Source organism: Pseudomonas sp. W2Jun17, from assembly GCF_023127795.1.
Classification (GTDB): Bacteria; Pseudomonadota; Gammaproteobacteria; order Pseudomonadales; family Pseudomonadaceae; genus Aquipseudomonas; species Aquipseudomonas synxantha_A.
Genome location: NZ_SPKO01000003.1, coordinates 87,618 through 110,420, shown reverse-complemented (window position 1 = coordinate 110,420; position 22,803 = coordinate 87,618). Strand labels below are relative to the sequence as shown.

The following is a 22,803-nucleotide window of genomic DNA, read 5'->3' as shown; positions in this document are numbered from 1 at the left end:
ACGACAATTCTTGTAGTATAACTACAAGCTTGCTACATCCCTGGCACCTGCCAATAACAAGAGTCCTGCCCTTTGAACCTGTTGCAACATATCGCCCAGTCGCGCCACCTGTTACGCAAATCGGAACTCAAGGTTGCCGATCATGTGCTGCTTGACCCTGCGGCCGTGATGCACAGTTCCATGGCCGATCTGGCTCACAGCGTGGGTATCAGCGAGCCGACCATCGTGCGCTTCTGCCGCGCCATTGGTTGCTCCGGGTTTCAGGATTTGAAACTCAAGCTGGCGCAAAGCCTGGCGGCCGGCGCGAGCTTCGGCCAGTTTGCCATTCATGAAGACGACTCCGTCGCCGACTACAGCCTGAAAATCTTCGACACCACCCTGCACACCCTGATGGAAGTGCGCGAGAAGCTCGACCCGGTGGAGCTGCAAAAGGCCGTGACCGCGATGTCCCAGGCCCAGCGCGTCGAGTTCTACGGCTTTGGCGCTTCCGGCGCGGTGGCTGCCGATGCCCAGCACAAATTCTTCCGTCTGCTGCTGACGGCCGCGGCCTACAGCGACCCGCACATGCAGGCGATGTCGGCAGTGACCTTGAAGCCCACTGACGTGGCCATCTGTATTTCCCAATCCGGTCGCTCCAAAGACCTGCTGATCACCGCCAACCTGGTGCGTGAAAGCGGCGCTTCGCTGATCACCCTTTGCCCGAGCCAGACGCCATTGGCGGAGCTGTCCACGGTTAACCTGGCGATCGACGTGCATGAAGACACCGAAATCTACACACCGCTGACCTCGCGTATTGCCCACCTGGTGGTGATCGACGTGTTGGCGATGGGCGTGGCCATGGCTCGCGGCCCGAGTCTGGTCAACCACCTCAAGAGCGTTAAACGCAGTTTGCGCAGCCTGCGTCTGTCACCCAAGTCCGTCAAAGCCCTCGACGACTAAATACCTGCACACAGAACTCAATGTGGGAGGGGGCTTGCTCCCGATAGCAGTAGGTCAGTCAATGACTCTGTGACTGAAACTCCGCTATCGGGAGCAAGCCCCCTCCCACATGAGATTCTCCATGCATCCAGAATCTTCATGAGGCTGTCATCCCCCCGTCATCCGTCGCGCCCATCCTGTACTCCCCCGTACTCGCATTGGGAGACTCCACATGACTCGGCATTACGAAGACAGCAACAGCACCGTCAAGACCCGTCGTCAGCAGGAAGACCAGCGCCGCATGGCGTTCCGTCGCGCCATCGAAGACCGTTGCGAAGAGCGCCAGTTGCTCCAGAGCATCAGTGACTACCCGGAACTCCATTGGCAGGCACCCGTGGCTGCCCAGCGAAACGCTCAGCCAGTGCGCTGATCTGCACCCGTTCGCTGCGGATAAAGCCCAGGAACGCATGGGCCACCGGTGACAGGCGTTTGGCCTTGGCCTGCACCAGGCACCAACTGCGGTACAGCGGCAGTTCTTCCACCGGCAGCTCTTTGAGCCCGCCGGTGGCCAGTTCCAGGTTCAAGGCGTGGCGCGTCAGCAGCGCCACACCCAAACCTGCGACCACGCACTCTCGTTGCGCCTCGGCCGAGGCCACTTCCACGGTTTGTGTGAAGTGCACGCGTTTTTCCTTGAAGTACTCTTCACACGCCAGCCGCGTGCCGGAACCTGGTTCGCGGATAAGCAGCGTGTAAGGCTCCAGGTCTTGCAGGCGCAGCGGCCCTTGCAGGCTCAACGGATGATCCGGCAGTGCCACCGCGACAATCGGATTATTGAGAAACGGCAGGAATTCCAGGCCCATGTCCTGGGGCACCATGGACATGATCACCAGATCATCGCGGTTATCCGAAAGCCTGCGGATTACCTGGGCACGATTGACCACGGTCAGGTGCAGTTGCACTTCCGGGTGCTGGCGCTTGAAAGCCGCAAACAGGTGCGGCACGAAGTACTTGGCGCTCGATTCCACCGCCAGCTTCAGTTGGCCCTGCAATGAGCCCTGCATATCCGATAGCTGCATATCGAGGTTTTCCAGACGCCCGAAAATATCGCGACTGGCCCGTTGCAGGGCTTCGGCGGCCTCGGTCATGTAGAGCTTCTTGCCGACGTAGTCGAACAGCGGTTGGCCGATCAGTTCTTCCAGCTGGCGGATTTGCAGGCTGACGGCCGGTTGCGTGAGGGACATTTCCTCGGCGGCACGGCTGTAAGAGCGCAAATCGCACACCTCATGAAAGATCTGAAGTTGCCTTAATGTCAGCCTCATCAACGACTTACGCATTATTTATTGCCTCTCGGCCCTGGCCATACCGGCAACTATAAGTCTTTCCTTATGCATGACCCAATAATTATTGATTTTTGTTAATCCCTTGGCGGGCTTAGTGTGTGTCTCGCGACTGTCATGAAACATTTGGTCACGCGCCGACCCACCTCAAGCGGGTCGAAGAACGCAGCAATCGGCTCAAGGGAATTTCCAAGTGATAAAAAAGATCCTGATCGCCAACCGTGGTGAAATTGCCGTACGAATCGTGCGTGCCTGCGCCGAGATGGGCATTCGCTCGGTCGCGGTTTACTCGGACGCCGACCGCCACGCGTTGCACGTCAAACGTGCCGACGAGGCCCACAGCATTGGTGCCGAGCCCCTGGCCGGCTATCTCAACCCGCGCAAGCTGGTGAACCTGGCGGTGGAAACCGGTTGCGACGCGCTGCATCCCGGCTACGGCTTCTTGTCGGAAAATGCCGAACTGGCGGATATCTGCGCGGAGCGCGGCATCAAGTTCATTGGCCCTTCGGCCGAAGTGATTCGCCGCATGGGCGACAAGACCGAAGCGCGCCGCAGCATGATCAAGGCCGGTGTGCCGGTCACTCCCGGCACCGAAGGCAACGTCGCGGATATCCACGAAGCGCTGACCGAAGGCGACCGCATTGGTTACCCGGTGATGCTCAAGGCCACTTCCGGTGGTGGCGGGCGCGGTATCCGTCGTTGCAACAGTCGCGAAGAACTTGAACAAGCCTTCCCCCGCGTCATTTCCGAGGCCACCAAGGCGTTCGGCTCGGCGGAAGTGTTCCTGGAAAAATGCATCGTCAATCCCAAGCACATCGAAGCGCAGATCCTGGGTGACAGCTTTGGCAACGTGGTGCACCTGTTCGAACGCGATTGCTCGATCCAGCGTCGCAACCAGAAGCTGATCGAAATTGCCCCCAGCCCGCAATTGACGCCTGAACAGCGCGCCTACATCGGCGACCTGTCGGTGCGTGCGGCCAAGGCCGTGGGCTATGAGAACGCCGGTACCGTGGAGTTCCTGCTCGCCGAGGGCGAGGTGTACTTCATGGAGATGAACACCCGGGTGCAGGTGGAACACACCATCACCGAAGAAATCACCGGCATCGATATTGTCCGCGAGCAGATTCGCATCGCCTCGGGCCTGCCGCTTTCGGTCAAGCAGGAAGATATCCAGCACCGTGGCTTTGCGTTGCAGTTCCGTATCAACGCCGAAGACCCGAAGAATAACTTCCTGCCCAGCTTCGGCAAGATCACCCGTTACTACGCACCCGGCGGCCCCGGCGTGCGCACCGACACGGCGATCTATACCGGCTACACCATCCCGCCGTTCTACGACTCCATGTGCCTGAAACTGGTGGTGTGGGCGCTGACCTGGGAAGAAGCCATGGACCGCGGCCTGCGTGCCCTGGACGACATGCGCCTGCAAGGCGTGAAGACCACTGCCGCCTACTACCAGGAAATCCTGCGCAACCCGGAATTCCGCAGCGGCCAGTTCAACACCAGTTTCGTGGAAAGCCACCCTGAGCTGACCAACTACTCGATCAAGCGCAAACCCGAAGAGCTGGCCCTGGCCATCGCCGCCGCCATCGCCGCCCACGCAGGCCTGTGAGGAATATAAGAATGAGCAAGAAGATTTTCGTAACCGACACTATCCTGCGCGACGCCCATCAATCGTTGCTGGCCACTCGTATGCGCACCGACGACATGCTGCCGATCTGCGACAAGCTCGACAAAGTCGGCTACTGGTCCCTGGAAGTCTGGGGTGGCGCAACGTTCGACGCCTGCGTGCGCTTTTTGAAAGAAGACCCGTGGGAGCGCCTGCGCAAACTGCGCGCCGCGCTGCCTAACACGCGCCTGCAAATGCTGCTGCGTGGCCAGAACCTGCTGGGCTACCGCCATTACAGCGACGATGTGGTCAAGGCCTTCGTGGCCAAGGCTGCCGTCAACGGTATCGATGTGTTCCGCATCTTCGACGCCATGAACGACGTGCGTAACCTGCGCGTGGCCATCGAAGCGGTCAAGGCTGCCGGCAAACATGCCCAGGGCACCATCGCCTACACCACCAGCCCGGTGCACACCGTCGATGCATTCGTGGCCCAGGCCAAACAATTGGAGTCCATGGGTTGCGACTCTATCGCGATCAAGGACATGGCCGGCCTGCTGACTCCTTATGCCACTGGCGAGCTGGTCAAGGCGCTCAAGGCCGAGCAGAACCTGCCGATCTTTATCCACTCCCACGACACCGCGGGCCTGGCTGCGATGTGCCAACTCAAGGCTATCGAAAATGGTGCCGACCATATCGACACCGCCATCTCCAGCTTCGCCTGGGGCACCAGCCACCCGGGCACCGAGTCGATGGTCGCCGCCCTTAAAGGCAGCGAGTTCGACACCGGCCTGGACCTGGAGCTGCTGCAGGAAATTGGCCTGTACTTCTACGCGGTACGCAAGAAGTACCACCAGTTTGAAAGCGAGTTCACGGCGGTCGACACCCGTGTGCAGGTCAACCAGGTACCGGGCGGGATGATTTCCAACCTGGCCAACCAGTTGAAAGAGCAGGGCGCTCTCAATCGCATGAGCGAAGTACTCGCCGAAATCCCGCGTGTACGTGAAGATCTCGGCTTCCCGCCGCTGGTGACCCCGACGTCGCAGATCGTCGGCACCCAGGCGTTCTTCAACGTGCTGGCCGGTGAGCGCTACAAGACCATCACCAACGAAGTGAAGCTCTACCTGCAAGGCGGCTACGGCAAGGCCCCGGGCACTGTGAACGAAAAGCTGCGCCGTCAGGCCATCGGCAGCGAAGAGGTCATCGACGTTCGCCCGGCTGATTTGCTCAAGCCGGAAATGACCAAGCTGCGCGGTGAAATCGGCACGTTGGCCAAGTCCGAAGAAGACGTGCTGACCTACGCCATGTTCCCGGATATCGGGCGCAAATTCCTTGAAGAACGCGACGCAGGCACCCTGGCCCCTGAAGTCCTGCTGCCGATTCCGGAGGCAGGCGGTGTGGCCCGTGCCGGTGGTGAAGGCGTGCCGACCGAATTCGTCATCGACGTGCACGGCGAAAGCTACCGTGTAGACATCACCGGTGTCGGCGTGAAGGCTGAAGGCAAACGCCACTTCTACCTGTCCATCGACGGTATGCCGGAAGAAGTGGTGTTCGAGCCGCTCAACGAGTTCGTCAGCAGCGGCGGCAGCAAGCGCAAGCACGCCACCGAACCCGGCCATGTCAGCACGGCGATGCCGGGCAATATCGTCGACGTGCTGGTCAAGGAAGGCGATGTGGTCAAGGCCGGCCAGGCTGTATTGATTACCGAAGCCATGAAGATGGAAACCGAAGTGCAGGCCGCGATTGCCGGCAAGGTGACCGCTGTTCATGTGGCCAAGGGCGACCGGGTCAACCCGGGTGAGATCCTGATTGAGATCGAAGGCTGATAACAGCCTTCGACACTACCGCTTAATCCTCGGGGGGGCAGGTGCCCTCCTTTTTTTGCCTGAAACTCAGGCCTCTGTAGAGGGTTTGCGCCTGAAACTGACAAAGACCCCGCTGGGTGTGTAGATCAGCCTCGGCGTCAAGGTTTTAAGGTTGCTGGTGATCCTGTTGAAGCGTCCCTCAATCTGAGCAGCGTCGATAACACGTAACTGGCGGGTAAGCAGTTCGTCGTTTTCGTGTTCGACCTGGATATTCAGTGTTGTGCCCTTGAGGCGGGCGCTGTTGCCTACTTTCAAGGTGCTGTGCGCTTCACCCATGCCGAGGGTGAAGGCCAGGGTCGACCCGTTTGCCAGGTCAAGGTCGTGCTTGATTCGCGTCTGGCTTTTCAGCGCAGGGTCCAGCAGCAGCGTGCCGGCAACGTCAAGATTGGTTACCGTGCCTGCGGTGTAGGTTGCGCCTGCATCAATCGTCATTGTGCCCCCGATGTAACTCTGGTTGATCAGCGTTGCCCCGCGAGAGACTCGGCCTTGCTGATTGGCGTCCAGCGCACCGTCGAGGGTCCAGGCACCGCTGCCTATCCACAGGTGCTGGATACGAAGGGCGCCGTTGAAAGTGCCACCTTGGACATCGTCCAGCACGACGTGATTGGTGCCACTGCCACCGTCTACTTTGCCGTTGAATTGAGCGTTACCGCGCACAGTCAACACATCATCGCCACCCCCCATATCCAGGGCGATGCCTTTGGTGCCGCTTATCAGCCCATCGTTGGTGACTTGGTCATTGTGTTCTCCGATCAGCCTCACGCCGTAGCCGTTGCGACCGGTGATGATGCCCTCGTTGATCAGCGAGGTGCTCCCGTAGGCCGGGCCCAAGTCCCCATCGTCCACCAGCACCCCATGATGTGCGCCGCGAATAACTCCACGGTTATAGATTTCGCCGCCGCCCATGGCGATGCCTTCGCTGGTGTTGGGGGCTCCGTTCTTGTCCGCGCCATTGGCCCCGGTGCCTTCAATGAGCCCGTAGTTGTGCACGCATGCACGTTTGTCGATGTCCAGGCCATCACCGTCGCCATCATTCTCTTTGGATCGCTGGGCATCCGCGCCCCTGATGATGCGGTAGTTGACGACGTCTGCATTGCCCTTGGATTTCAGACCGGCCCCTTTATGGCCGATGATTACGCCGTAATTGATCAGCGTCACATCGTCGGTGGCTTTGATGCCGTTGCTGCCACCCGCTACCGCTCCGTGGTTGACGATTATGCTTGCTGCGCTGTTCGCGCTTATGCCGCTATACGACTCCTTGAAGCGCGTGGAAGGCCCGGTGGATATGTGCCCGTAGTTGGTAAAATGACCGCCGGTGGCGAGTTCGATAGCGTTACTTTTTTCAGCATAAACAGGGGCTGCTGCCGAACAGCCAGGCAGGGGGATATAGGCCGCAAGCTGGTGGGGTACTCGTAACATTGGGTTTCGACCTCAAGTGTGCTTGAGGTCGAAAACTAACGCAGGTAACAGCCGACAGATGTCGGCTGGCAGAGCAGATGATTGTAAGAAGGCTCGCTGTCGGGATGTCGTCTGACGATGCTCGGTTAAAAGCTCATCGTCCATTGCCCCTTCAAACCCTGGTTGCGGCTATGGGTGCCAGCTTGGCCGCTGTAGGCCAGGCCCAGGGTGTGTTGCTTGGATAACGCAAGATCAACGCCCAAGTTTACGTCGAGGCTATTGCGGTCCAGGGACGTGCCGGTAATGGTGAAGCCATCAAGCGCAACGGGCGCATTGCGATAGGTTTGGTGCACCTGGCTGTCAACCGCGCCGTAGAGGTGTTTCCAGCCGGCGCTGAGGTGAGGCGTGAGGCTGACCTGATCATCGAACCTGTAAACCGTCGCCAAGCGCAGGCCAACGGTGCTGTTAAGGTTCTGCTGGGTCTGCGCGCCGACGTTCAGCGCGGTCAGGCCGCCACTTTCCTTGAAACTGTCGCGGTGATGACGCTGGTAGCCGAGGCCAGCGAAAGGCTCGATGTGGAGGTCCTGGCTGCCCAATTGATAGCCCAGCTCAGAGAACAGCGTTTGGCTTTGGGCATCGTAACGAGACTTGAGCGAGTCCTTGTAAACGAGCAGGTTGACGTCGCGCCGGTTGGTCCCGGCATGGCTGCTGTAAATCGCCCCCAGGCGCAGGGCCAGCGGGCCGTCCTGACGCACCGCGTATGCGCCCAGGTGCAAGCTGTCCAGTTCGGTAGAGAAGCGTTGCGCCTTTAGGTCACTGGCGGATTTTGCCCCCATAACACCCACACGCCAGGCGTTATCCACTGCCCAGTCGGCGCCCAGCATCAGACCCTTGCTATCGTGCTTCAGTCCGGCGCTGCCGCTTCGTTGGTCGAGGTGGCCGCCGTTACTCACCCCTTGTACCCAGAAACGACCGTTGTCATCGTCGGGCAGGTTGCGCAGGGACGAGAGCAATTGGCTGCTGATGTGGCTGGTGACGGCGTGCGTGGCGCTGAGCAGGTTCGCGTTTTGGCTACCGGCCAATTGCTCCAGGGCTGCGCCGATGCCGCCGGGCTGTGCGGCGAGTGCGTCATTTACCTTTTGCAGCTCCTTGAGCTTCTCCGAGGTCAATTCGCCGGACTTGAGCAGTTCAAGCAGTGCGGGCTCCAGCACCTTGGCCACTTGCACGCCATTGTAGGTGGAGGCTTGGCCAATGAAGTAGCCGGGGTAGGGCCCAGGGATTGGCGGCGTATCGACTTCAGGTTTGAAGGCCCCCTCAGCGTCGAGCGAATCATAGGGTTGGTGAGGCCTGTATTCAATATCGCCTCGTGCGTGCGCAGGTTGCACACTGAGGGCAATTACAAGACTGATAAATGCTGCGATTCTTTGCGGTGTAAAGGGCATGAATTACCGACCTCTGATGAATGAGGCCGGGAATGTAGCGGGGGCACAGGCGGATAACTGTCAGGCCATTGACCGCTGGTTTGCGGGAGTTGTCTTTAGTCAGGTGCGATAAAAAGCCCATCTGCGTTTGGCCGACCAAGGCGCTATACAACGGGTGCTGCGCTTTAACTGCGGTGCATATACCCCTTGCCGAAATGCCGCTCCATGCGCGCCTGGATCAGCTCCAGTCCCAGTGACAGTACCCAATAAATGATTGCCGCCGTGGTGAGCATCTCGATGTAGCGGTAGCTGGAGCGGCCATAGGACTGTGCCAGGAACATCACTTCCCATACCCCCATCACCGAGACCAGCGACGAGTCCTTGAGCATCGAGATGAATTGGTTGGTGGCCGGGGGGATGATGGTGCGCATGGCCTGGGGCAGGGTGACGTGCCAGAAAATTTCCCTGTCACGCATACCCAAGGCCAGCGCGGCCTCGCGTTGACCATGGGGCACGCCGAGGATGCCGGCGCGGAAAATCTCGCTCAGGTAGGCACCATAGTTCAGCGACAACGCGATGATCCCGGCGACGATGGCGCCCGGCACCAGGCCCAGTTGCGGCAGGCCCAGGTAAATCAGCAGGATCTGGATCAGCAGCGGCGTGCCACGAAAGAACGAGGCGTAGAAACTGGCAATGCCAAACGCCACCGCGCTTTTCGACAGGCGCCCCAGCGCGGTGATAAAGCCCAGCACCGATGACGCAAGCATGGCGCACAGGCACAGGAATAGCGTCAGCGCCGCACCTTGCAGAAAACCGTTGGGCGCCAGGTGCAGGCCGACCAGGTTGGGCAGCTTGTCGAGAATGATCGAGAACTTCAGGTCAAAGCTCAGGAAGAAACTGGCAAACAGGGCGAACAGCGCCGCCCAGGTCAGGTAAAGCCGTATGCGAAAACTCATTGGCTGATGTCGGCGCCGATCCATTTTTGCGACAGCTTGCTCAAGGTGCCGTCCTGTTTAAGCTGGGCGAAGACCTCACGCACTTTGCTGTCCCACTGCGCGTCGCCTTTCTCGATGGCTACCGAGTTGGGCTCCGAATACAGCGGTGCGCCGGCCAGCTTGAAGCGCTTGTCCTGGGTCAGGCGCGGCTGCGCGGTAACCAGGTTGGTGAGGATTGCGTCCAGACGCACGCCGGCGCCCAGGCCCAGGTCCTGGAACGCCACATTGTCGGTATCGTACGGGGCGATCTGCACGTCTTCGAACGGGTACTGCAGCTGCGTGTCTTCGGCGCCTTCGATGACCAGGTTCTTGTTCAGGTAACTCTCGTAGCTGGAGGCGCTGGTGAGCCCGACTTTCTTGCCGCTCAGGTCCTTGGCTTCGTGGATGCGATCATCCTTGGCGTTGACCACGATCACCGCGGGCGAGGCGTAGTACTGCACCGGGAAGTCGAACACCTCGGCGCGTGCCTTACTCGGGGTCATGGAGCAGATGCAAATGTCATAGCGCCCGCTCCAGCGGCCAGCGGCAATGACGTCCCATGAAGGCGTTTCCAGGCGCAGCTTCACGCCAAGCTTTTGCGCCACGGCCTTGGCCACATCCACATCGAAACCGTCGAGCTGGTTCTGCTCGTTGAGGAATGAAAACGGCGGGTAGCTTTCCATCAGCACGCCGACCAGTTCCTTCTTCTGCTCGATACGATCCAGCGTGGCACCGCCAAAGGCTTGGGTGGAAGCAGCCAACATCGTCAGGCCCAGGGCCAACAGCGGTCTGAATTTCAAAATCGAACACCTGAATAAAAAAGAGGTTGTTATTAACCGAACGGTACGCATTAAATAGTTATAAGAACGACTCTCATAGTGAGTTATTTTCATAAGCATATGAGTAAAAAGCATATGGGCGCAGCACGCACAGTAATTCTCGATGGTGGCATGGGCCGTGAACTGCAACGCCGTGGCGCGCCGTTCCGCCAGCCGGAGTGGTCGGCATTGGCCTTGAGCGAAGCGCCGCAGGCGGTGGAGGCGGTACACGCGGCCTATATCGACAGCGGTGCCGACGTGATTACCAGCAACAGCTACGCGGTGGTGCCCTTTCATATTGGTGAGGCGCGCTTTGCCGCCGAAGGCCAGGCGCTGGCCGCATTGGCCGGTGAGTTGGCGCGACGGGCGGTGCAGGCGTCCGGCAAGGCGGTGCGTGTCGCTGGCTCCTTGCCGCCGCTGTTTGGCTCGTACCGGCCCGACTTGTTCCTGCCGGAGCGGGTCAGCGAGTTGCTGACACCGCTGGTGCTGGGCCTGGCGCCTCACGTCGACCTGTGGCTGGCGGAAACCCAGAGCTCAATCGTTGAAGCGCGAGCGATTCATGCCGGCCTGCCGCAGGACGGTAAACCGTTCTGGCTGTCGTTCACCTTGAAAGACGAAGACACCGACGACGTACCGCGCCTGCGCTCCGGCGAACCGGTAGCGGAAGCGGCCGAGGCGGCGGCGCAGTTGGGTGTGCAGGTGTTGTTGTTCAACTGCAGCCAGCCGGAAGTGATCGGCGCGGCGATCGATGCCGCGCGAGAGACCTTTGAGCGATTGGGCGTAGCGATTCAGATCGGTGCCTACGCCAACGCCTTCCCCCCACAACCCAAGGAAGCCACGGCCAACGATGGCCTGGACCCGTTGCGCGACGACCTCGACCCGCCGGGTTACCTGCATTGGGCTGCTGATTGGCAGGCGCGTGGCGCTAGCCATTTGGGTGGGTGCTGTGGCATCGGGCCGGAGCATATTGCGGTGCTGGCGCAGCGCCTGACCAACTGATCCACCGCCCCTCCCACATGGGTTTTGTGTTGCGAGTGAGATCTAGATTCGGCAGTCGGCCAGCGTTTTCAGCTGGCCCGAACCACTCTGGTTCGCCTCAGACAACCAGGCCTCAAATCCCGCGCCCACTTTGGGCCATTCCGAATCGATGATTGAATACCACGCGGTATCCCGGTTCTTGCCCTTGACCACAGTATGCTGGCGGAACACGCCTTCAAAGCTGAAGCCCAGGCGCTCTGCCGCGTACTTGGAGCGGGCGTTGGCGTTGTTGCACTTCCATTCCAAGCGGCGATTGCCCTGCTCGAAGGCGTACTTGGCCAACAGGTACACCGCCTCGGTGCTTTTGGGCGAGCGTTGCATCGGAGCACCGAAGGTGACGTGGCCGATCTCGATGCGGCCTTGCTCGGGCACGATCGACATCAGGCTGAGGATGCCCTGGACCTGGCCGCTCGCGCGGTCGATCACGCTGAAGAAATACGGATCGTTATGGGCCGCGTGATTATTCAGCCAGGCATCGAATGCGCTGCGTTCAGGGAAGGGGCCGTAGGGCAAATAGTCCCATAGCTTGGGATCGGCGCCGGGGCCTTGCAGGGCGTTGAACAGATCATCGCCGTGGCGCGCCGGATCGAGTTTTTCCAGGCGGATAAAGCGCCCTTCAAGCAGTTGAACCGTGGGTGACGGGACGCCTTTCCAGTCGGCGAGGGAAGTGGACATGCTGGGCTCCTTAAAGACCTTGGCGAAATTGGATGAAACCAGGGCGTTCGGCGATGCGTTCGTAGAGTTGGATCGCGGTGGCGTTGGTCTCGTGGGTCAACCAGTGCACTTTGCAGCAGCCATCGGCCTTGGCGGTGGCGTAGACGAACTCGATCAGCTTACGGCCTACGCCGGTGCCGCGTTGGGATGGGTCCACTAAAAGATCCTGCAGGTAGCACGAGTTCTCGATGCTCCAATTGGAGCGGTGATAGATGAAGTTAACCATGCCCACCGCCTTGCCGTCCTGCCAAGCCAACGCCGAGTGGGTCGGCTCGCGGGCGTCTATCAGGCGTTGCCAGGTGCTTTGGCTGACGGCGTCCGGCAGTTCGGTGTTGTAGAACTTCAAGTAGGCCAGCCACAACGGTAGCCAGGCGGCGTGGTCCGCGGCGGTGACTTGGCGGATGTCGATCGGGGTCATTCTGCAACTCCTTGGGGAATGAAACGGGCGAGATTCTGGTCGCGCAGATCAGCGCTGCCGGCCAGGGCTTCACGTACGCCGGCCATATCGGCTGCGCTGCGGTTCTGGCTGAGCTTGCGTTTGCCGACCAGGCGGTCGATAGGCAGGGCAAAGCCAACGATGGCCTTGAGCATGGCGTCGATGTAGTCGGCCGGCGCATCGCCGACGGCCCAAGGTTGGGCGCGGCCGCGTTCGTGGTGATCAGTGAGGGCGCCGACGACCTTGAGTAATCGCTCGCTGTCGCTGAACACGTCGGCCTTGCCGTAGGCGTGCACGGCGAGGTAATTCCAGGTGGGCACCACTTTGCCGTGCTCGGCCTTGGAGGGGTAAAACGCCGGGCTGACATACGCCTCGGCGCCAGCAAAGATGACCAGTGCTTCACTGCCGTTTTGCAGGTCGCGCCACTGCGGATTGGCCTTGGCCAGATGCCCATAAAGCGTACCGTTGGGTCCTTCGTCGGGATTGAGCAGTAACGGCAGGTGGCTGGCCTGCAGGCCGTTTTCACCCACGGTCACCAACTGCGCAAGGCGCGTGTGCTGGATCAGTTGCTGGATTTGGGGCAAATCATCTAGGGCGAAGGCGCGAGGTGTGTACATGGAAAATTTTCCTTGGCGAATACCTGCATCCTAGGCAGGCTAATGGCTCGTTGTAAGAGCCATCTAGCCCTCATTTCATAGGTCCAATATGCCGCCCGTCATCCCCTCGATGTCGTTCGACCCTGCTGGCATCGAGTTGGATCGCCGCCAGGGCCTGACACGCCAACTGTACGACGCCCTGCGCCAGCGCGTGCTGGATGGGCGGCTGGTCAGTGGCACGCGCTTGCCTGCCACCCGTGATATGGCGGCGGCGTTGTCGATCTCGCGCAACAGCGTGGTACGCGCATACGATCAGTTGTATGCCGAGGGGTTTATTGAAAGCCGGGTGGGAGACGGCACCTACGTCTCGCAGCTGCCCACAGCAAAAAAACTATCCACAAAACTATCCACAGGGTTTTCAACAGGCTTACCCACAGCCTTATCCACAAATCGTCTGGATAATGCGCACACTCAGGCCAGCGAAGTTATCCACAGTGGTGGCCTGGACAGGGTCAGACATAACCATTTGGTCCAGCCTCCTTGCGGTCCGCCACGGGCTTTTCGGGTGGGGGTACCGGCCTTTGATCTATTTCCTTTTGAGGTGTGGGCCAAGCTTAATGGGGCGTTCTGGCGCAAGCCGGACCTGGCGCAGTTATGCTACGGCGACCCGGCCGGTGACGAGCGTCTACGTGGCCTGATCGCCGCTTACCTGCGCACTGCGCGAGGTCTGCAGTGCACGACTGAGCAAATAGTGATCACCAGTGGCGCGCAACAGGCAATCAGCCTTTGTGCACAGTTGCTGGTGGAGCCTGGGGATTGCGTGGCGGTGGAAAACCCGGGTTATCGCGCGGCAGGCCATGCCTTTGCGTTGGCAGGTGGACGATTGAAGGGTGTGCCGGTGGATGGCGATGGTATTGACTGCGAGGTCTTGAACCGCCTGAAGGATTGCCGGGTGACCTATGTCACGCCGTCCCATCAGTACCCGTTGGGCGTGGTGATGAGCCTGGCGCGGCGCCTGCAATTGCTGGCCTGGGCCGAGCGTACTGGCGGTTGGATCGTCGAAGACGACTATGACGGTGAGTACCGTTACACCGGAGCCCCCTTGTCGCCCTTGGCGGCGCTGGACCGTAGTGGGCGCGTGCTTTATGTCGGCACATTCGGCAAGGTGGCATTCCCGGCTTTGCGCCTGGGTTACCTGGTATTGCCGCCGGGTCTGGTAGAGGCCTTTGCTCAGCGCCGCGCCGTGGACATGCGTCATTCCGAAGTCAGCACTCAGGCCGTAATGGCCGAATTCATGGCGGCGGGGCATTTCCAGCGCCATATTCGGCGTATGCGCCGTGCGGCCCTGAACCGCCGCAACGCTTTGTTGGTCGGCTGGCCCAGCGAATTGCCAGGTGTCGGGGCCTTGCCCAGCGTTGCAGCAGGCTTACACCTGACGGTGCGCGTGGACAGCCTGGCCCGTGAGCAAGCGCTGCTTGCCCAAGCCCGCGCGGTAGATGTCGAGATCAACGGCTTGAGCGGCTACTGGCTGGCAGATACCGGCCCACCACCGGACCAGCGTGCCGGACTGGTGCTGGGGTTCGCTGCCGTGCCTGAGGCGGCCATCGCACAGGCGCTGGCCCGCTTGCGTCGGGTGTGGCTGGCTTGAATACGATCCGGCACTGAGGTTACTTCACCTTGAAAAACAACCGCTGGGCCTGGTCCCGGTTTATTTCGCTGAGGTAGAACGCGGTTTTTTGCTGTTCGTTGAGGCCGTCAAGACTGTCGGCATCTACTCCCCGGGCGTGCTCTTGCGGGGTTTTCAAGCGGCCCCTGAGAAAAGCCCTGGCGGGCACCCATTCGGCCGAATAATGGAAGTGTGCATACCACAGCACAGTTTTATCACTGCGGTTACTCAGGGTGTACTCATCCAGGTAGACCTTGACAGGCCCTTTGAGCCGGCGGCGCTTGACGGTTCTCTTGATTACGATCTCGTTGTTTTGCTTAAGCCATTCCACGCTACTGATGGTGGGTGGGCGTTTCTTGATCATTTGCAGTTTCTGGCGAGCCGCCTCTTGATAGAGTGCCTGCGCCGCTTCGCTCAGTTGTTTGTTGACCAGAGCCGCAGAGCCCCCGTTGCTCTCGGTGGAGTTGCTTTGGGTCAGAGCCTGCTCAATGTTTGCAGAGGCCTGTTCCAGTTTTAACGCATGCTGGTGGTACAGCCATTCAATGCCAGTAGCGCTGCGCTCCGGTTTGATCGCCTGTTGGCCAGTGCGCTGCTTGAAGGCCCCCAACCCTTCCAGAAGCTCCTGGGCCTGGCTGATACTAGTGGCGACGTCCAGAGTAGTGGTGGTAGTGGTGGTCTCGACGGGATTGACGTGCTGCACCCACACACCTGGGGTTTTTTCGTGAAAGGTCGCCATGATCTGCTGGTTGAGAGGAGAGATGACATCCACCATGCCGGTTTCATCGCCGGCCTCTGTCAGTCGTGGTACTCCCACCAATACCCCGTTGTAGCGCGTGTGAATGATTTTTTTCTTTGCTCTTGGCGGTGTTGAAGGCGGTGTCGGGCGGCTTCTGAGCGTGTCCCGATCCGCGTGCAGCAGTTCCAGGCTACCCAGGGTTTCGCGATAGAAATCGCGGATTTTTTCGCGCAGGGTCGTGATACGTGCAGGCAGCGCTGCGTCAGGAAACTCGTCCGGAAAATCCTGCAGGCGTTCGTCGATGATCTTGAACTGTTCCACCAGGCTGCCAAGGGTTTCGATGCGTTCATCCAAGCGCGGCTGGCTACGCTCCATCGACGTTTCATGCAAGGCCTGAATCGACAGGTTGGCGGCGTCGACGATGGTGTCAATGGCACTCCAGGCTGACGAGGCTGTGGCGATGCTGCTGCCGTCCAGGCATAAGTTGCGCGCCATCGACACTTGCAAGGCCCTGAGGTCGCGTGCGGTGTAGCTTGGCAATTTACTCCGGTAATTGCGAATTTGCTCGAATCCCAGCTCACCCAGCGCTTTGAGTTGGGTAAGCCGCGATTGGCTGTAGTTCAGGCGCTGGATCATGTCCTGGCTCAATTCGGTCATGATGCGGGCATCGTCGATATGACGTTCCTCTGGATGGCTGATTTGATGTTCGATCTGGTCGAGCACGGTTTTGAGTTTAGGTGTGAAGGCGACTTGCGCCTCGGTGATACCGGTCCGAGTCAGCTCCAGTTGGGCGCTCACGTAGCGGATTGCGTGTTGCTGATAGTCCGCGCTGGGCGAGAACACATTCAATATCTTGAGCTGTTGCAGTGCCTTTTCGTAGTCGCTGCTCTGGCTCTTGAGTTTTTGCAGGTAGGTTTGGCGGCTGATCTCGGATGAAGTGGATGACGCGGTGTCCGACATTGCCAGACGGGCCTGATGCAGCTCCAATTGCGCAGTGGGTTTGTTTTGTTCAAATAGCGTCAGGCGTCTTTTGGCTTCTATCGCGTTGATCTCAGCTTTGGATTTTGACTGCTCCTGCAGCTGCTTGGAACCGGCGCCGCGCAGGCGCAGACGAGTGTCGATGAACCATTGGCCCTGAGCGTTGTGAATCAACGCAGGTCCTGTTCGACCGGGCTGCTTCGGGTCGATGATGACTACCGCTTCATCTTCACCGGCACTGACCTCAAACCAGCGCTCCCCTACGGGGACGTAATACTTCTGTGCCTGATGAAAGAGATGCTGGTATTGGTTTTTTGAGGTTTCAGCCGCGCCGAGGCCTTGCGGTTTGCTGACCTTGAAGCTGTCGAGCACGGTTGCGAGTTCGCTGGGTATGCGCTTGATTGCGCCGCTGGTGTGCAGGTGCGGTAAATGTGTGGCCGGCAGCTCCTTGGTCAGGGTCACCTCTTGTTTGATCGTGACCTGCTTTGTGCTGGTAGCTTTGGCGTGGTCTTGCGTGGGTAGCCGGTACGGTGGCTGCGGCTGGCGGCGTGCAACGTGATCGCCATGCCGAGGTTCAACAGGACATCGGTGAGTGCCGACCACTCGGCTTGTTTTTCGTCGTGGTCATGGGCTTGCACAAAAGTTTGCAGTTGATCGACCACCTGCCAGATCCAGGCGCCCGTGCCGATGGTGCGCCCCAGAAACGGCAGCACCCCATTGAAGATCACCCAGCCGGCGTGTTTAAAGGTCGCCCAACGGCTTTCGGCGTTGGACACCGATTGGCGGTCGGCCAGTTCTATCAGGGCCTGGGCATTGGCCTTGAACATTGTGGTGAATCGATCACCGTTGAGTACTTCGGTGCCCAGGGTCATTGGCCCGCTCATGGTCCATAGCTTGTCGGGCTCCACCAGGTAATCGGCGACCGCCCAAGGTGAAGGCAGCGAGCCGGGAAATACATAGTTGGTATAGTCGCTGCGGACCGCATCCGGCAGCCAGGCCAAGACCGACTCGCACAAGCTGCTCGATTGCGCGATCGTATAGATGAGGTTGGCCGGCGACGGGAACTGCATCAGGGCTGGCGTGAACAGCGGCCGGTACAAGAGGCATGGCCCGGCCGCCGGGTCTTCGGGGCCTATCACGTACATGTTGGCGACCGTGTCCACAGAGGTGTCCGTGCGTCGGGTGGGCACGAAGGCCAAGGGCCTGAGTACGATGGTTTGCCCGTCCACTTTGCTGTCAGTGGCCTGTTCTTGCATCACCGCGGTCACATAACGGTAGCCCTGCTCGTCAATGCTGCCTTCCTGGCGGATCTTGGCCTGCAAGGCCTGCATCGGCAGTTGGATACGCAGGTGTTGGCTATATAGCGTATTGCGGCGTGCAGATTCCCGAGTGTCATCCAGCAGCTTTTCCTTGATCAGCGCAGGGTAGGTACGGCCAATATCGGCATCGGTGGCCAGCGATTCAAAATAGGCAGGGGTCATCCACTCAGGCAAGTTGGAGCCATTGCTGGTCTTGACCACTTTGTTACCGACGGGCACTGCAATCAGGTTTTGCAGGGCCAGTTCAACCAGGCTGAACGTGTTGCTCTCAACCTGGCCCGGGACGACGAAAGCGCCCCACACGACCGGGCTCTCTATTTGCAGGAAGATCTTCTCCAAGGGCAGGTTAGTGCTATCCGGGTGGTCCTTGATCACCTTTGCCTTGATGACCTTCAACGCGTACGCCTCGATAGTAGGGACGTCGTCCAGGAACGACCGACCGGCATTCTGGTTATGCAGCGCGGCGAGGTCTTTGAGGTGCCGAGCATAGAAATTCGAGTCGCTGGGTGAAGCGTTTGTCAGCCAGTCGGGCATCTGCTCGCGGTACCAGGCCAGATCCGGGCTGCTTTGCGCAGGCGGCGGGGCAGCAGCAGGTGGCGTGCCCAGTGCCATATCGACGTTGTTGGTTTTGCGCAGGTCGGAGAAGTCGATTTCAGCGATGGTATCGATCTGCAATGACACCAAGGCACAGGCTTGGTGATCAAAGAAGTTGCCGTCCGGTTCAAACAGACGCCATTGGATTTGCGGGTCCGTGACAGAGCCCGACAGGTGCGCGGGCAAGGATTGGCCCAGGTGCTCCAGCGAAGGAAACTTTTCATAACCCTTGAGCAGCGAATGCGTGAGGACTGTGGTTTTGCCTTCGTGTTCGCCGATCAATACCGCGATGATCACATCATTGACGTGCTTGACCTGCCCTTCATCGTCGACTCGGTCGATATCAACCAGGCAAGCCCTGAGCTTGTAGAGGTCGTTGCCCTTTCTGTCGGCTTTGTCGGGGTGAGTGAACAGGGCGCGAGCCATGGCACACTCGGTGGCGGTCCAGTCATCGGCGGCCTCGACATCCCACACCGTGCGCAGCAGGTTCGACAGCTCGTGCCAATGTGGGCCGCTGCCGTTGGTTTGATTCCAATAGTTGATCGTTTGTTGCTGGTAGGCCCGCAGCATCGAAGGCGCCAGTTGGTTGATGGTCTTGGCGATTTCAGTCACGCGCACGGGCAGGTGTACCGCCGGCTCGATGATCGGTTGCTGCGTGAGAAAGTGCTCGCCCTGAAGGTACAGGATCGGCACCGCCAGCACTGCCTGCCTGGCAAGGATGTCACTCAGGGCCTGGTACTCGGTGGGGCCGGCGCTGACCCGGTCGTCATCCAGGTTCCAGGTGGGCGTTGCGAGCATGACGGTGTCCGGGTCGATATCCAGCGTCGGGTACTGCTCCTGTAGCGCCTCGCGCAGCAGCAGGGTTGCAGTCTCCCTGAACGAAGGACCTGTAGAGAATTGGGTGAGCAGCGCTATGCGTGCATCCGGACGCGATGTGTTCGAGGGCGTGGTCGTTGAAGCGGGGGCGTTCATGGTGAGGCTTCCCTGTCTGGCCGTTTGGTGGAACCAGCCCTGAGGTCAAGGCTAGAAATTTCCATGCTAGGGCGCGGCCACACAGAGAGGCGGTGCTTAGATAGGCCACCTTCACAAGCGCATTCGAAGGTACACGTCAAACCAAGGTGCTTCAGGTGCCGGATTTGATCCTGGTCCAGGCCCTTGTCCTGGCGCGTTCGGCTTTGCTGTCCAGGGGGATGAGGGTGTAGAGCGTGGCCATGGCGGTGTCGGTCGGATACAGGTTGGGGTTGTGGCGAATGGTCGGGTCGACCCTCTCGGTAGCGTCCCTGTTTGGATTGGGGTACCCGACGAAGTCACTGATGGGTGCGATCACTGTGGGTTGCAGCAGGTAGTTGATGAAGGTGTAGGCGTCGTTCGGGTTTTTGGCGCCTTTGGGAATGGCGAGCATGTCGAACCAGATCGGCGCGCCTTCCTTGGGCAGGCGCATGTCCACGGTCACGCCATTCTTGGCGTCTTTGGCACGGTTGGCGGCTTGGGAAAAACTGCCGGAATAGCCCACCGCCACGCAAATATCCCCGTTGGCGATGTCGGCCATGTACTTGGAGGAGTGAAAGTAAGTGATGTACGGGCGGATCTTCATCATCAGTGCTTCGGCCTTGTCGTAGTCCTTGGGATTGCCGCTGTTGGGGTCCAGGCCAAGGTGTTGTAACGCCAGGGGCAGTATTTCCGAGGGCGAGTCCAGCAGTGCGACGCCGCATTGCTTGAGCTTGCTGAGGTTTTCCTCCTTGAAGATCAGGTCCCAGCTGTCCACGGGGGCGTTGTCGCCCAGGGCCGCCTTGACCTTGGCTGGGTTGAAGCCGATCAGGATGGTGCCGTACATGTAGGGCACGGCGTATTGATTGCCGGGGTCGTTGGCTTCGATCAGCTTCATCAGCTTGGGGTCCAGGTGCTTCCAGTTGGGCAACTGGCTTCGATCCAGGGGCTGGAACACACCGGCTTCGATCTGCTTGGCCAGGAACACATTGGACGGCACCACCACGTCATAGCCGGAGTTGCCGGTGAGCAACTTGGCTTCCAGGGCTTCGTTGGTGTCGAAGATGTCATACACCAACTTGATCGACGGGTTCTGTGCCTTGAAGTCTTCCAGCGCCTTGGGCGTGATGTAGTCGAACCAGTTGTAGACCTTCAGGGTTTTTTCTTCGGCCTGGGCTGCGCCACTGACAACCACGGCGCACAGGGCGAGCGACTTGAGTATGTTCATTGGGCTGCTTCCTCGAAACCTTCCAGCACGTTGACGGCGTTGATGCCGATTTCCTCCACCGCGTAGCCGCCTTCCATCACGAACAGCGTGGGCTTGCCCAGGCGGGCAATGCGCGCGCCCATGGCCAGGTAGTCCGGGCTGTCGAGCTTGAACTGCGAGATAGGGTCGTCCTTGAAGGTGTCCACGCCCAGGGACACCACGATGATGTCGGCGGCGTAGCGCTCGATCTCTGTGCAGGCTTGTTCAAGCGCTGCGCTCCAAGCCTCCCAGCCTGAACCTGCGGGTAGCGGGTAATTGAAGTTGAAACCTTCTCCGATGCCTTCTCCCTGCTCATCTGCATACCCGAGGAAGAACGGAAACTCTGCCTCCGGATGGCCGTGGATCGAGGTGAACAGCACGTCGCTGCGCGCATAAAAAATCGACTGTGTGCCGTTGCCGTGGTGGTAATCCACGTCGAGGATCGCGACCTTTTTGCAGCCCTGATCAAGGAACGCCTGGGCCGCGATGGCTGCGTTGTTGAGGTAGCAATAACCGCCCATCAAATCGCTGGCGGCGTGATGCCCAGGCGGGCGGCACAGCGCGAAGGCACTGTGGGCGCCTTGCGCGATGGCGGCCTGGGCTGTGAGGGCGACTTGCGCGGCGCTGTAGGCCGCTTGCCAGGTGCCGGCGGTAATCGGCGCGCCACCGTCGAAACTGTAATAGCCCAACTGGCCGTGCAGGCTGGTGGGAATCACGCGGCGCAACGTGCGGGCGGGCCAGGTGTAGGGCAGCAGGTCACCGTCCTGGCCGTATTCGGTCCAGCGTTGCCAGGCGCCTTTGAAGAAATCCAGATAGTCGCGGCTATGGACGCGTTGCAGCGGCGCCAGGCCAAAATCCTGCGGGGCCTGCACGGGCCCAGTTCTCGCGTCTTGACCCGTTGCAGCACGTGGTCGGCACGCGAGGGCATTTCAAAGCAGGGCATCAGTTGCCCGTCCATCAGTTCACAACGGCCGTGGTGCAGGTGGTGATCGTCCGAGTAGATCGTCAGCATTTGTTGTTCTCCGCAAGCTGTATCGGTGTATGCAGTCTTGCGGTGGGCGCGGTTTATGAGAACGTCAGGAGCGGCCAAAAGGGGATCAATATGGCCAAAGTGTGTGTCCGCAATTCGCCCCTCATTGGCGCGTCATGCACGAAATCGGCTCGGCGTTACGCCGCTCCAGCGCACGAAGGCATGCCTGAAACTCGCCGTTTCGCTGAACCCCAGCGTCTCGGCAATTCGGTGGATCGGCCACAGGTTGTCAGCCAACAACTGTTTGGCGCGTTCAAAGCGCAACTCATCGAGCAGTTCCTGATAGCTGCAGCCCAGGTCATGCAGGTGCCGGCGCAGGGTGCGCGCCGAACAGTTCATCTGCTGCGCCAGGCCATCGAGCCCAGGGGCGGCGTGCAGTTGTGCGGCCAGCAACTGGCGGATTCGCCCCAGCCAGGCCTCGCGCCCGGTGAACTCAGTGTTTTGTTTGCGGCAACGTTCGACCATGGCCTGGTGGGTGACCGTGTCGGCCAGGGGCAACGGTTGGGCAAGCCAGCGTTTATCAAAGGCGAACGCGTTGGCAATAGCCTGAAACTGTAGCGGGCAGTCGAAGCTCTCGGCGTAGCGCGCCTGATAATCCGGCGCGTCGTGTTCAAAACGAGCGCCCAGCAAGGGCAGGGGATGGCCGAGCAGGTCGTCACAGATGACCTTCAGTGATCCCAGACACAACTCGACATTGAACGCGGTCAGGGCCGGGTTTTCGCGGTAGTCGCCGGCCGTGAACCAGATACGTTCGCCGTCTTCCTCCAGGCTCAGTTCGAAGAGTGTTCCCAACAGCGCCGGATACCGCAGGGCCAGATGCAAAGCGTCACCGAAAGTGGCACTGGTGAGCAGGGCATAGCCCAGTATGCCGTAGGAAGAAACATGCATACGCCGGCCAACGATCAGGCCGATATCGCGCTGACGGGCCACGGCATTGGCGCACACTTGCATCTCCTGGTGCGTGGCGATGCGCGTGTCGGCGCGGCTCAAGTCCGCCGCGCAGATGCCGCTGCCGGCCAGCAACGCTTCGTGGGGCAAGCCTTCGGCCTCGAAGGTGCTGAGTACCAAGGACACGGCATTGAGGGTGGTGAGGTGGGAGTGCAGCATGGGAACTTCCAGCCAGGAGAGG

18 protein-coding genes and 1 pseudogene are annotated in these 22,803 nt (G+C 60.0%); 6 read left to right on the top strand and 13 right to left on the bottom strand.

Translation table 11 applies throughout. The features are described from left to right. Positions 1–72 precede the first annotated feature (72 nt). Together hexR and E4O98_RS01435 are read left to right on the top strand one after the other, a co-directional pair. Positions 73–939 (top strand): transcriptional regulator HexR, encoded by an 867-nt coding sequence (gene hexR, locus E4O98_RS01440; RefSeq protein ID WP_003177007.1) that lies wholly within the window; start codon positions 73–75, stop codon positions 937–939. Positions 940–1,150: 211 nt separating this feature from the next. Beyond that, entirely contained in the window at positions 1,151–1,348 is a 198-nt protein-coding gene (locus E4O98_RS01435) for a hypothetical protein (RefSeq protein ID WP_078822668.1), read from the top strand. On the opposite strand, the gene E4O98_RS01430 is transcribed toward E4O98_RS01435, so the two are convergent. Then, positions 1,278–2,252 (bottom strand): LysR family transcriptional regulator, encoded by a 975-nt coding sequence (locus E4O98_RS01430; RefSeq protein WP_032878656.1) that lies wholly within the window; start codon positions 2,250–2,252, stop codon positions 1,278–1,280. The genes E4O98_RS01435 and E4O98_RS01430 overlap by 71 nt on opposite strands. 196 nt (positions 2,253–2,448) lie before the next feature. Here E4O98_RS01430 and E4O98_RS01425 point away from each other — a divergent pair, with 196 nt between their 5' ends. Further along, positions 2,449–3,864, top strand: a complete 1,416-nt coding sequence (locus tag E4O98_RS01425) for an acetyl-CoA carboxylase biotin carboxylase subunit (protein WP_003195732.1) — start codon at positions 2,449–2,451, stop codon at positions 3,862–3,864. A gap of 11 nt (positions 3,865–3,875) precedes the next feature. Then, positions 3,876–5,684, top strand: coding sequence for a sodium-extruding oxaloacetate decarboxylase subunit alpha (gene oadA / locus E4O98_RS01420; RefSeq protein WP_005792562.1), 1,809 nt, complete (start codon positions 3,876–3,878; stop codon positions 5,682–5,684). Positions 5,685–5,750: 66 nt separating this feature from the next. Here the strand turns inward: oadA and E4O98_RS01415 are convergent, their stop codons facing one another. The 4 genes from E4O98_RS01415 to E4O98_RS01400 form a co-directional block, all read right to left on the bottom strand. Next, positions 5,751–7,142: a hypothetical protein gene (locus tag E4O98_RS01415; protein WP_248133971.1), complete on the bottom strand. Its 1,392-nt coding sequence runs from the start codon at positions 7,140–7,142 to the stop codon at positions 5,751–5,753. 125 nt (positions 7,143–7,267) lie between these two features. Further along, positions 7,268–8,563: an autotransporter outer membrane beta-barrel domain-containing protein gene (locus tag E4O98_RS01410; protein WP_032878658.1), complete on the bottom strand. Its 1,296-nt coding sequence runs from the start codon at positions 8,561–8,563 to the stop codon at positions 7,268–7,270. Between the two features lie 164 nt (positions 8,564–8,727). Further along, positions 8,728–9,498, bottom strand: a complete 771-nt coding sequence (locus E4O98_RS01405; protein WP_032878659.1) for an amino acid ABC transporter permease — start codon at positions 9,496–9,498, stop codon at positions 8,728–8,730. Continuing rightward, complete coding sequence (locus E4O98_RS01400) at positions 9,495–10,316, bottom strand: ABC transporter substrate-binding protein (protein ID WP_186559102.1); 822 nt, start codon at positions 10,314–10,316, stop codon at positions 9,495–9,497. The genes E4O98_RS01405 and E4O98_RS01400 overlap by 4 nt, the downstream gene beginning before the upstream one ends. Positions 10,317–10,430: 114 nt before the next feature. Between E4O98_RS01400 and E4O98_RS01395 the strand changes: the two genes are divergently transcribed. Further along, positions 10,431–11,333, top strand: coding sequence for a homocysteine S-methyltransferase family protein (locus tag E4O98_RS01395; protein ID WP_032878661.1), 903 nt, complete (start codon positions 10,431–10,433; stop codon positions 11,331–11,333). Positions 11,334–11,375: 42 nt separating this feature from the next. On the opposite strand, the gene E4O98_RS01390 is transcribed toward E4O98_RS01395, so the two are convergent. From E4O98_RS01390 to E4O98_RS01380, 3 genes are read right to left on the bottom strand one after another with little or no spacing between them, the layout of a single operon-like run. Then, positions 11,376–12,047 carry a GNAT family protein gene (locus E4O98_RS01390; RefSeq protein ID WP_032878662.1) on the bottom strand — a complete coding sequence of 224 codons (672 nt, stop codon included), beginning with the start codon at positions 12,045–12,047 and terminating at the stop codon, positions 11,376–11,378. Positions 12,048–12,057: 10 nt separating this feature from the next. Further along, a complete protein-coding gene (locus E4O98_RS01385; RefSeq protein WP_032878663.1) occupies positions 12,058–12,504 on the bottom strand; it encodes a GNAT family N-acetyltransferase in 447 nt (148 codons plus the stop codon). Further along, entirely contained in the window at positions 12,501–13,139 is a 639-nt protein-coding gene (locus E4O98_RS01380) for an FMN-binding negative transcriptional regulator (protein ID WP_228309141.1), read from the bottom strand. The genes E4O98_RS01385 and E4O98_RS01380 overlap by 4 nt, the downstream gene beginning before the upstream one ends. Before the next feature lie 88 nt (positions 13,140–13,227). Between E4O98_RS01380 and E4O98_RS01375 the strand changes: the two genes are divergently transcribed. After that, positions 13,228–14,766, top strand: coding sequence for a PLP-dependent aminotransferase family protein (locus tag E4O98_RS01375; protein ID WP_216090498.1), 1,539 nt, complete (start codon positions 13,228–13,230; stop codon positions 14,764–14,766). 19 nt (positions 14,767–14,785) lie between these two features. Here E4O98_RS01375 and E4O98_RS27705 read toward each other — a convergent pair whose 3' ends face one another. From E4O98_RS27705 to E4O98_RS01355, 5 genes and pseudogenes are all read right to left on the bottom strand, one after another. Further along, positions 14,786–16,960 (bottom strand): hypothetical protein, encoded by a 2,175-nt coding sequence (locus tag E4O98_RS27705; RefSeq protein WP_348984624.1) that lies wholly within the window; start codon positions 16,958–16,960, stop codon positions 14,786–14,788. Beyond that, positions 16,957–19,383, bottom strand: coding sequence for a DUF6543 domain-containing protein (locus E4O98_RS27700; RefSeq protein ID WP_348984623.1), 2,427 nt, complete (start codon positions 19,381–19,383; stop codon positions 16,957–16,959). The genes E4O98_RS27705 and E4O98_RS27700 overlap by 4 nt, the downstream gene beginning before the upstream one ends. 151 nt (positions 19,384–19,534) lie before the next feature. Next, positions 19,535–20,626, bottom strand: a complete 1,092-nt coding sequence (locus E4O98_RS01365) for a polyamine ABC transporter substrate-binding protein (RefSeq protein ID WP_148853780.1) — start codon at positions 20,624–20,626, stop codon at positions 19,535–19,537. Beyond that, positions 20,623–21,656, bottom strand: a pseudogene (locus tag E4O98_RS01360) (histone deacetylase family protein). The gene E4O98_RS01365 and the pseudogene E4O98_RS01360 overlap by 4 nt, the downstream one beginning before the upstream one ends. A gap of 132 nt (positions 21,657–21,788) precedes the next feature. Beyond that, positions 21,789–22,781, bottom strand: a complete 993-nt coding sequence (locus tag E4O98_RS01355) for an AraC family transcriptional regulator (RefSeq protein WP_148853781.1) — start codon at positions 22,779–22,781, stop codon at positions 21,789–21,791. Between the last annotated feature and the right edge of the window lie 22 nt (positions 22,782–22,803).

Excerpts from the sequence above, each read along its gene's own strand:
- E4O98_RS01435 (WP_078822668.1), top strand. The coding sequence starts at position 1,151 with ATGACTCGGCATTACGAAGACAGCAACAGCACCGTCAAGACCCGTCGT.
- E4O98_RS01430 (WP_032878656.1), bottom strand. The coding sequence starts at position 2,252 with ATGCGTAAGTCGTTGATGAGGCTGACATTAAGGCAACTTCAGATCTTT.
- oadA (WP_005792562.1), top strand. The coding sequence starts at position 3,876 with ATGAGCAAGAAGATTTTCGTAACCGACACTATCCTGCGCGACGCCCAT.
- E4O98_RS01415 (WP_248133971.1), bottom strand. The coding sequence starts at position 7,142 with ATGTTACGAGTACCCCACCAGCTTGCGGCCTATATCCCCCTGCCTGGC.
- E4O98_RS01410 (WP_032878658.1), bottom strand. The coding sequence starts at position 8,563 with ATGCCCTTTACACCGCAAAGAATCGCAGCATTTATCAGTCTTGTAATT.
- E4O98_RS01405 (WP_032878659.1), bottom strand. The coding sequence starts at position 9,498 with ATGAGTTTTCGCATACGGCTTTACCTGACCTGGGCGGCGCTGTTCGCC.
- E4O98_RS01395 (WP_032878661.1), top strand. The coding sequence starts at position 10,431 with ATGGGCGCAGCACGCACAGTAATTCTCGATGGTGGCATGGGCCGTGAA.
- E4O98_RS01390 (WP_032878662.1), bottom strand. The coding sequence starts at position 12,047 with ATGTCCACTTCCCTCGCCGACTGGAAAGGCGTCCCGTCACCCACGGTT.
- E4O98_RS01385 (WP_032878663.1), bottom strand. The coding sequence starts at position 12,504 with ATGACCCCGATCGACATCCGCCAAGTCACCGCCGCGGACCACGCCGCC.
- E4O98_RS01380 (WP_228309141.1), bottom strand. The coding sequence starts at position 13,139 with ATGTACACACCTCGCGCCTTCGCCCTAGATGATTTGCCCCAAATCCAG.
- E4O98_RS01375 (WP_216090498.1), top strand. The coding sequence starts at position 13,228 with ATGCCGCCCGTCATCCCCTCGATGTCGTTCGACCCTGCTGGCATCGAG.
- E4O98_RS27700 (WP_348984623.1), bottom strand. The coding sequence starts at position 19,383 with ATGAACGCCCCCGCTTCAACGACCACGCCCTCGAACACATCGCGTCCG.
- E4O98_RS01365 (WP_148853780.1), bottom strand. The coding sequence starts at position 20,626 with ATGAACATACTCAAGTCGCTCGCCCTGTGCGCCGTGGTTGTCAGTGGC.
- E4O98_RS01355 (WP_148853781.1), bottom strand. The coding sequence starts at position 22,781 with ATGCTGCACTCCCACCTCACCACCCTCAATGCCGTGTCCTTGGTACTC.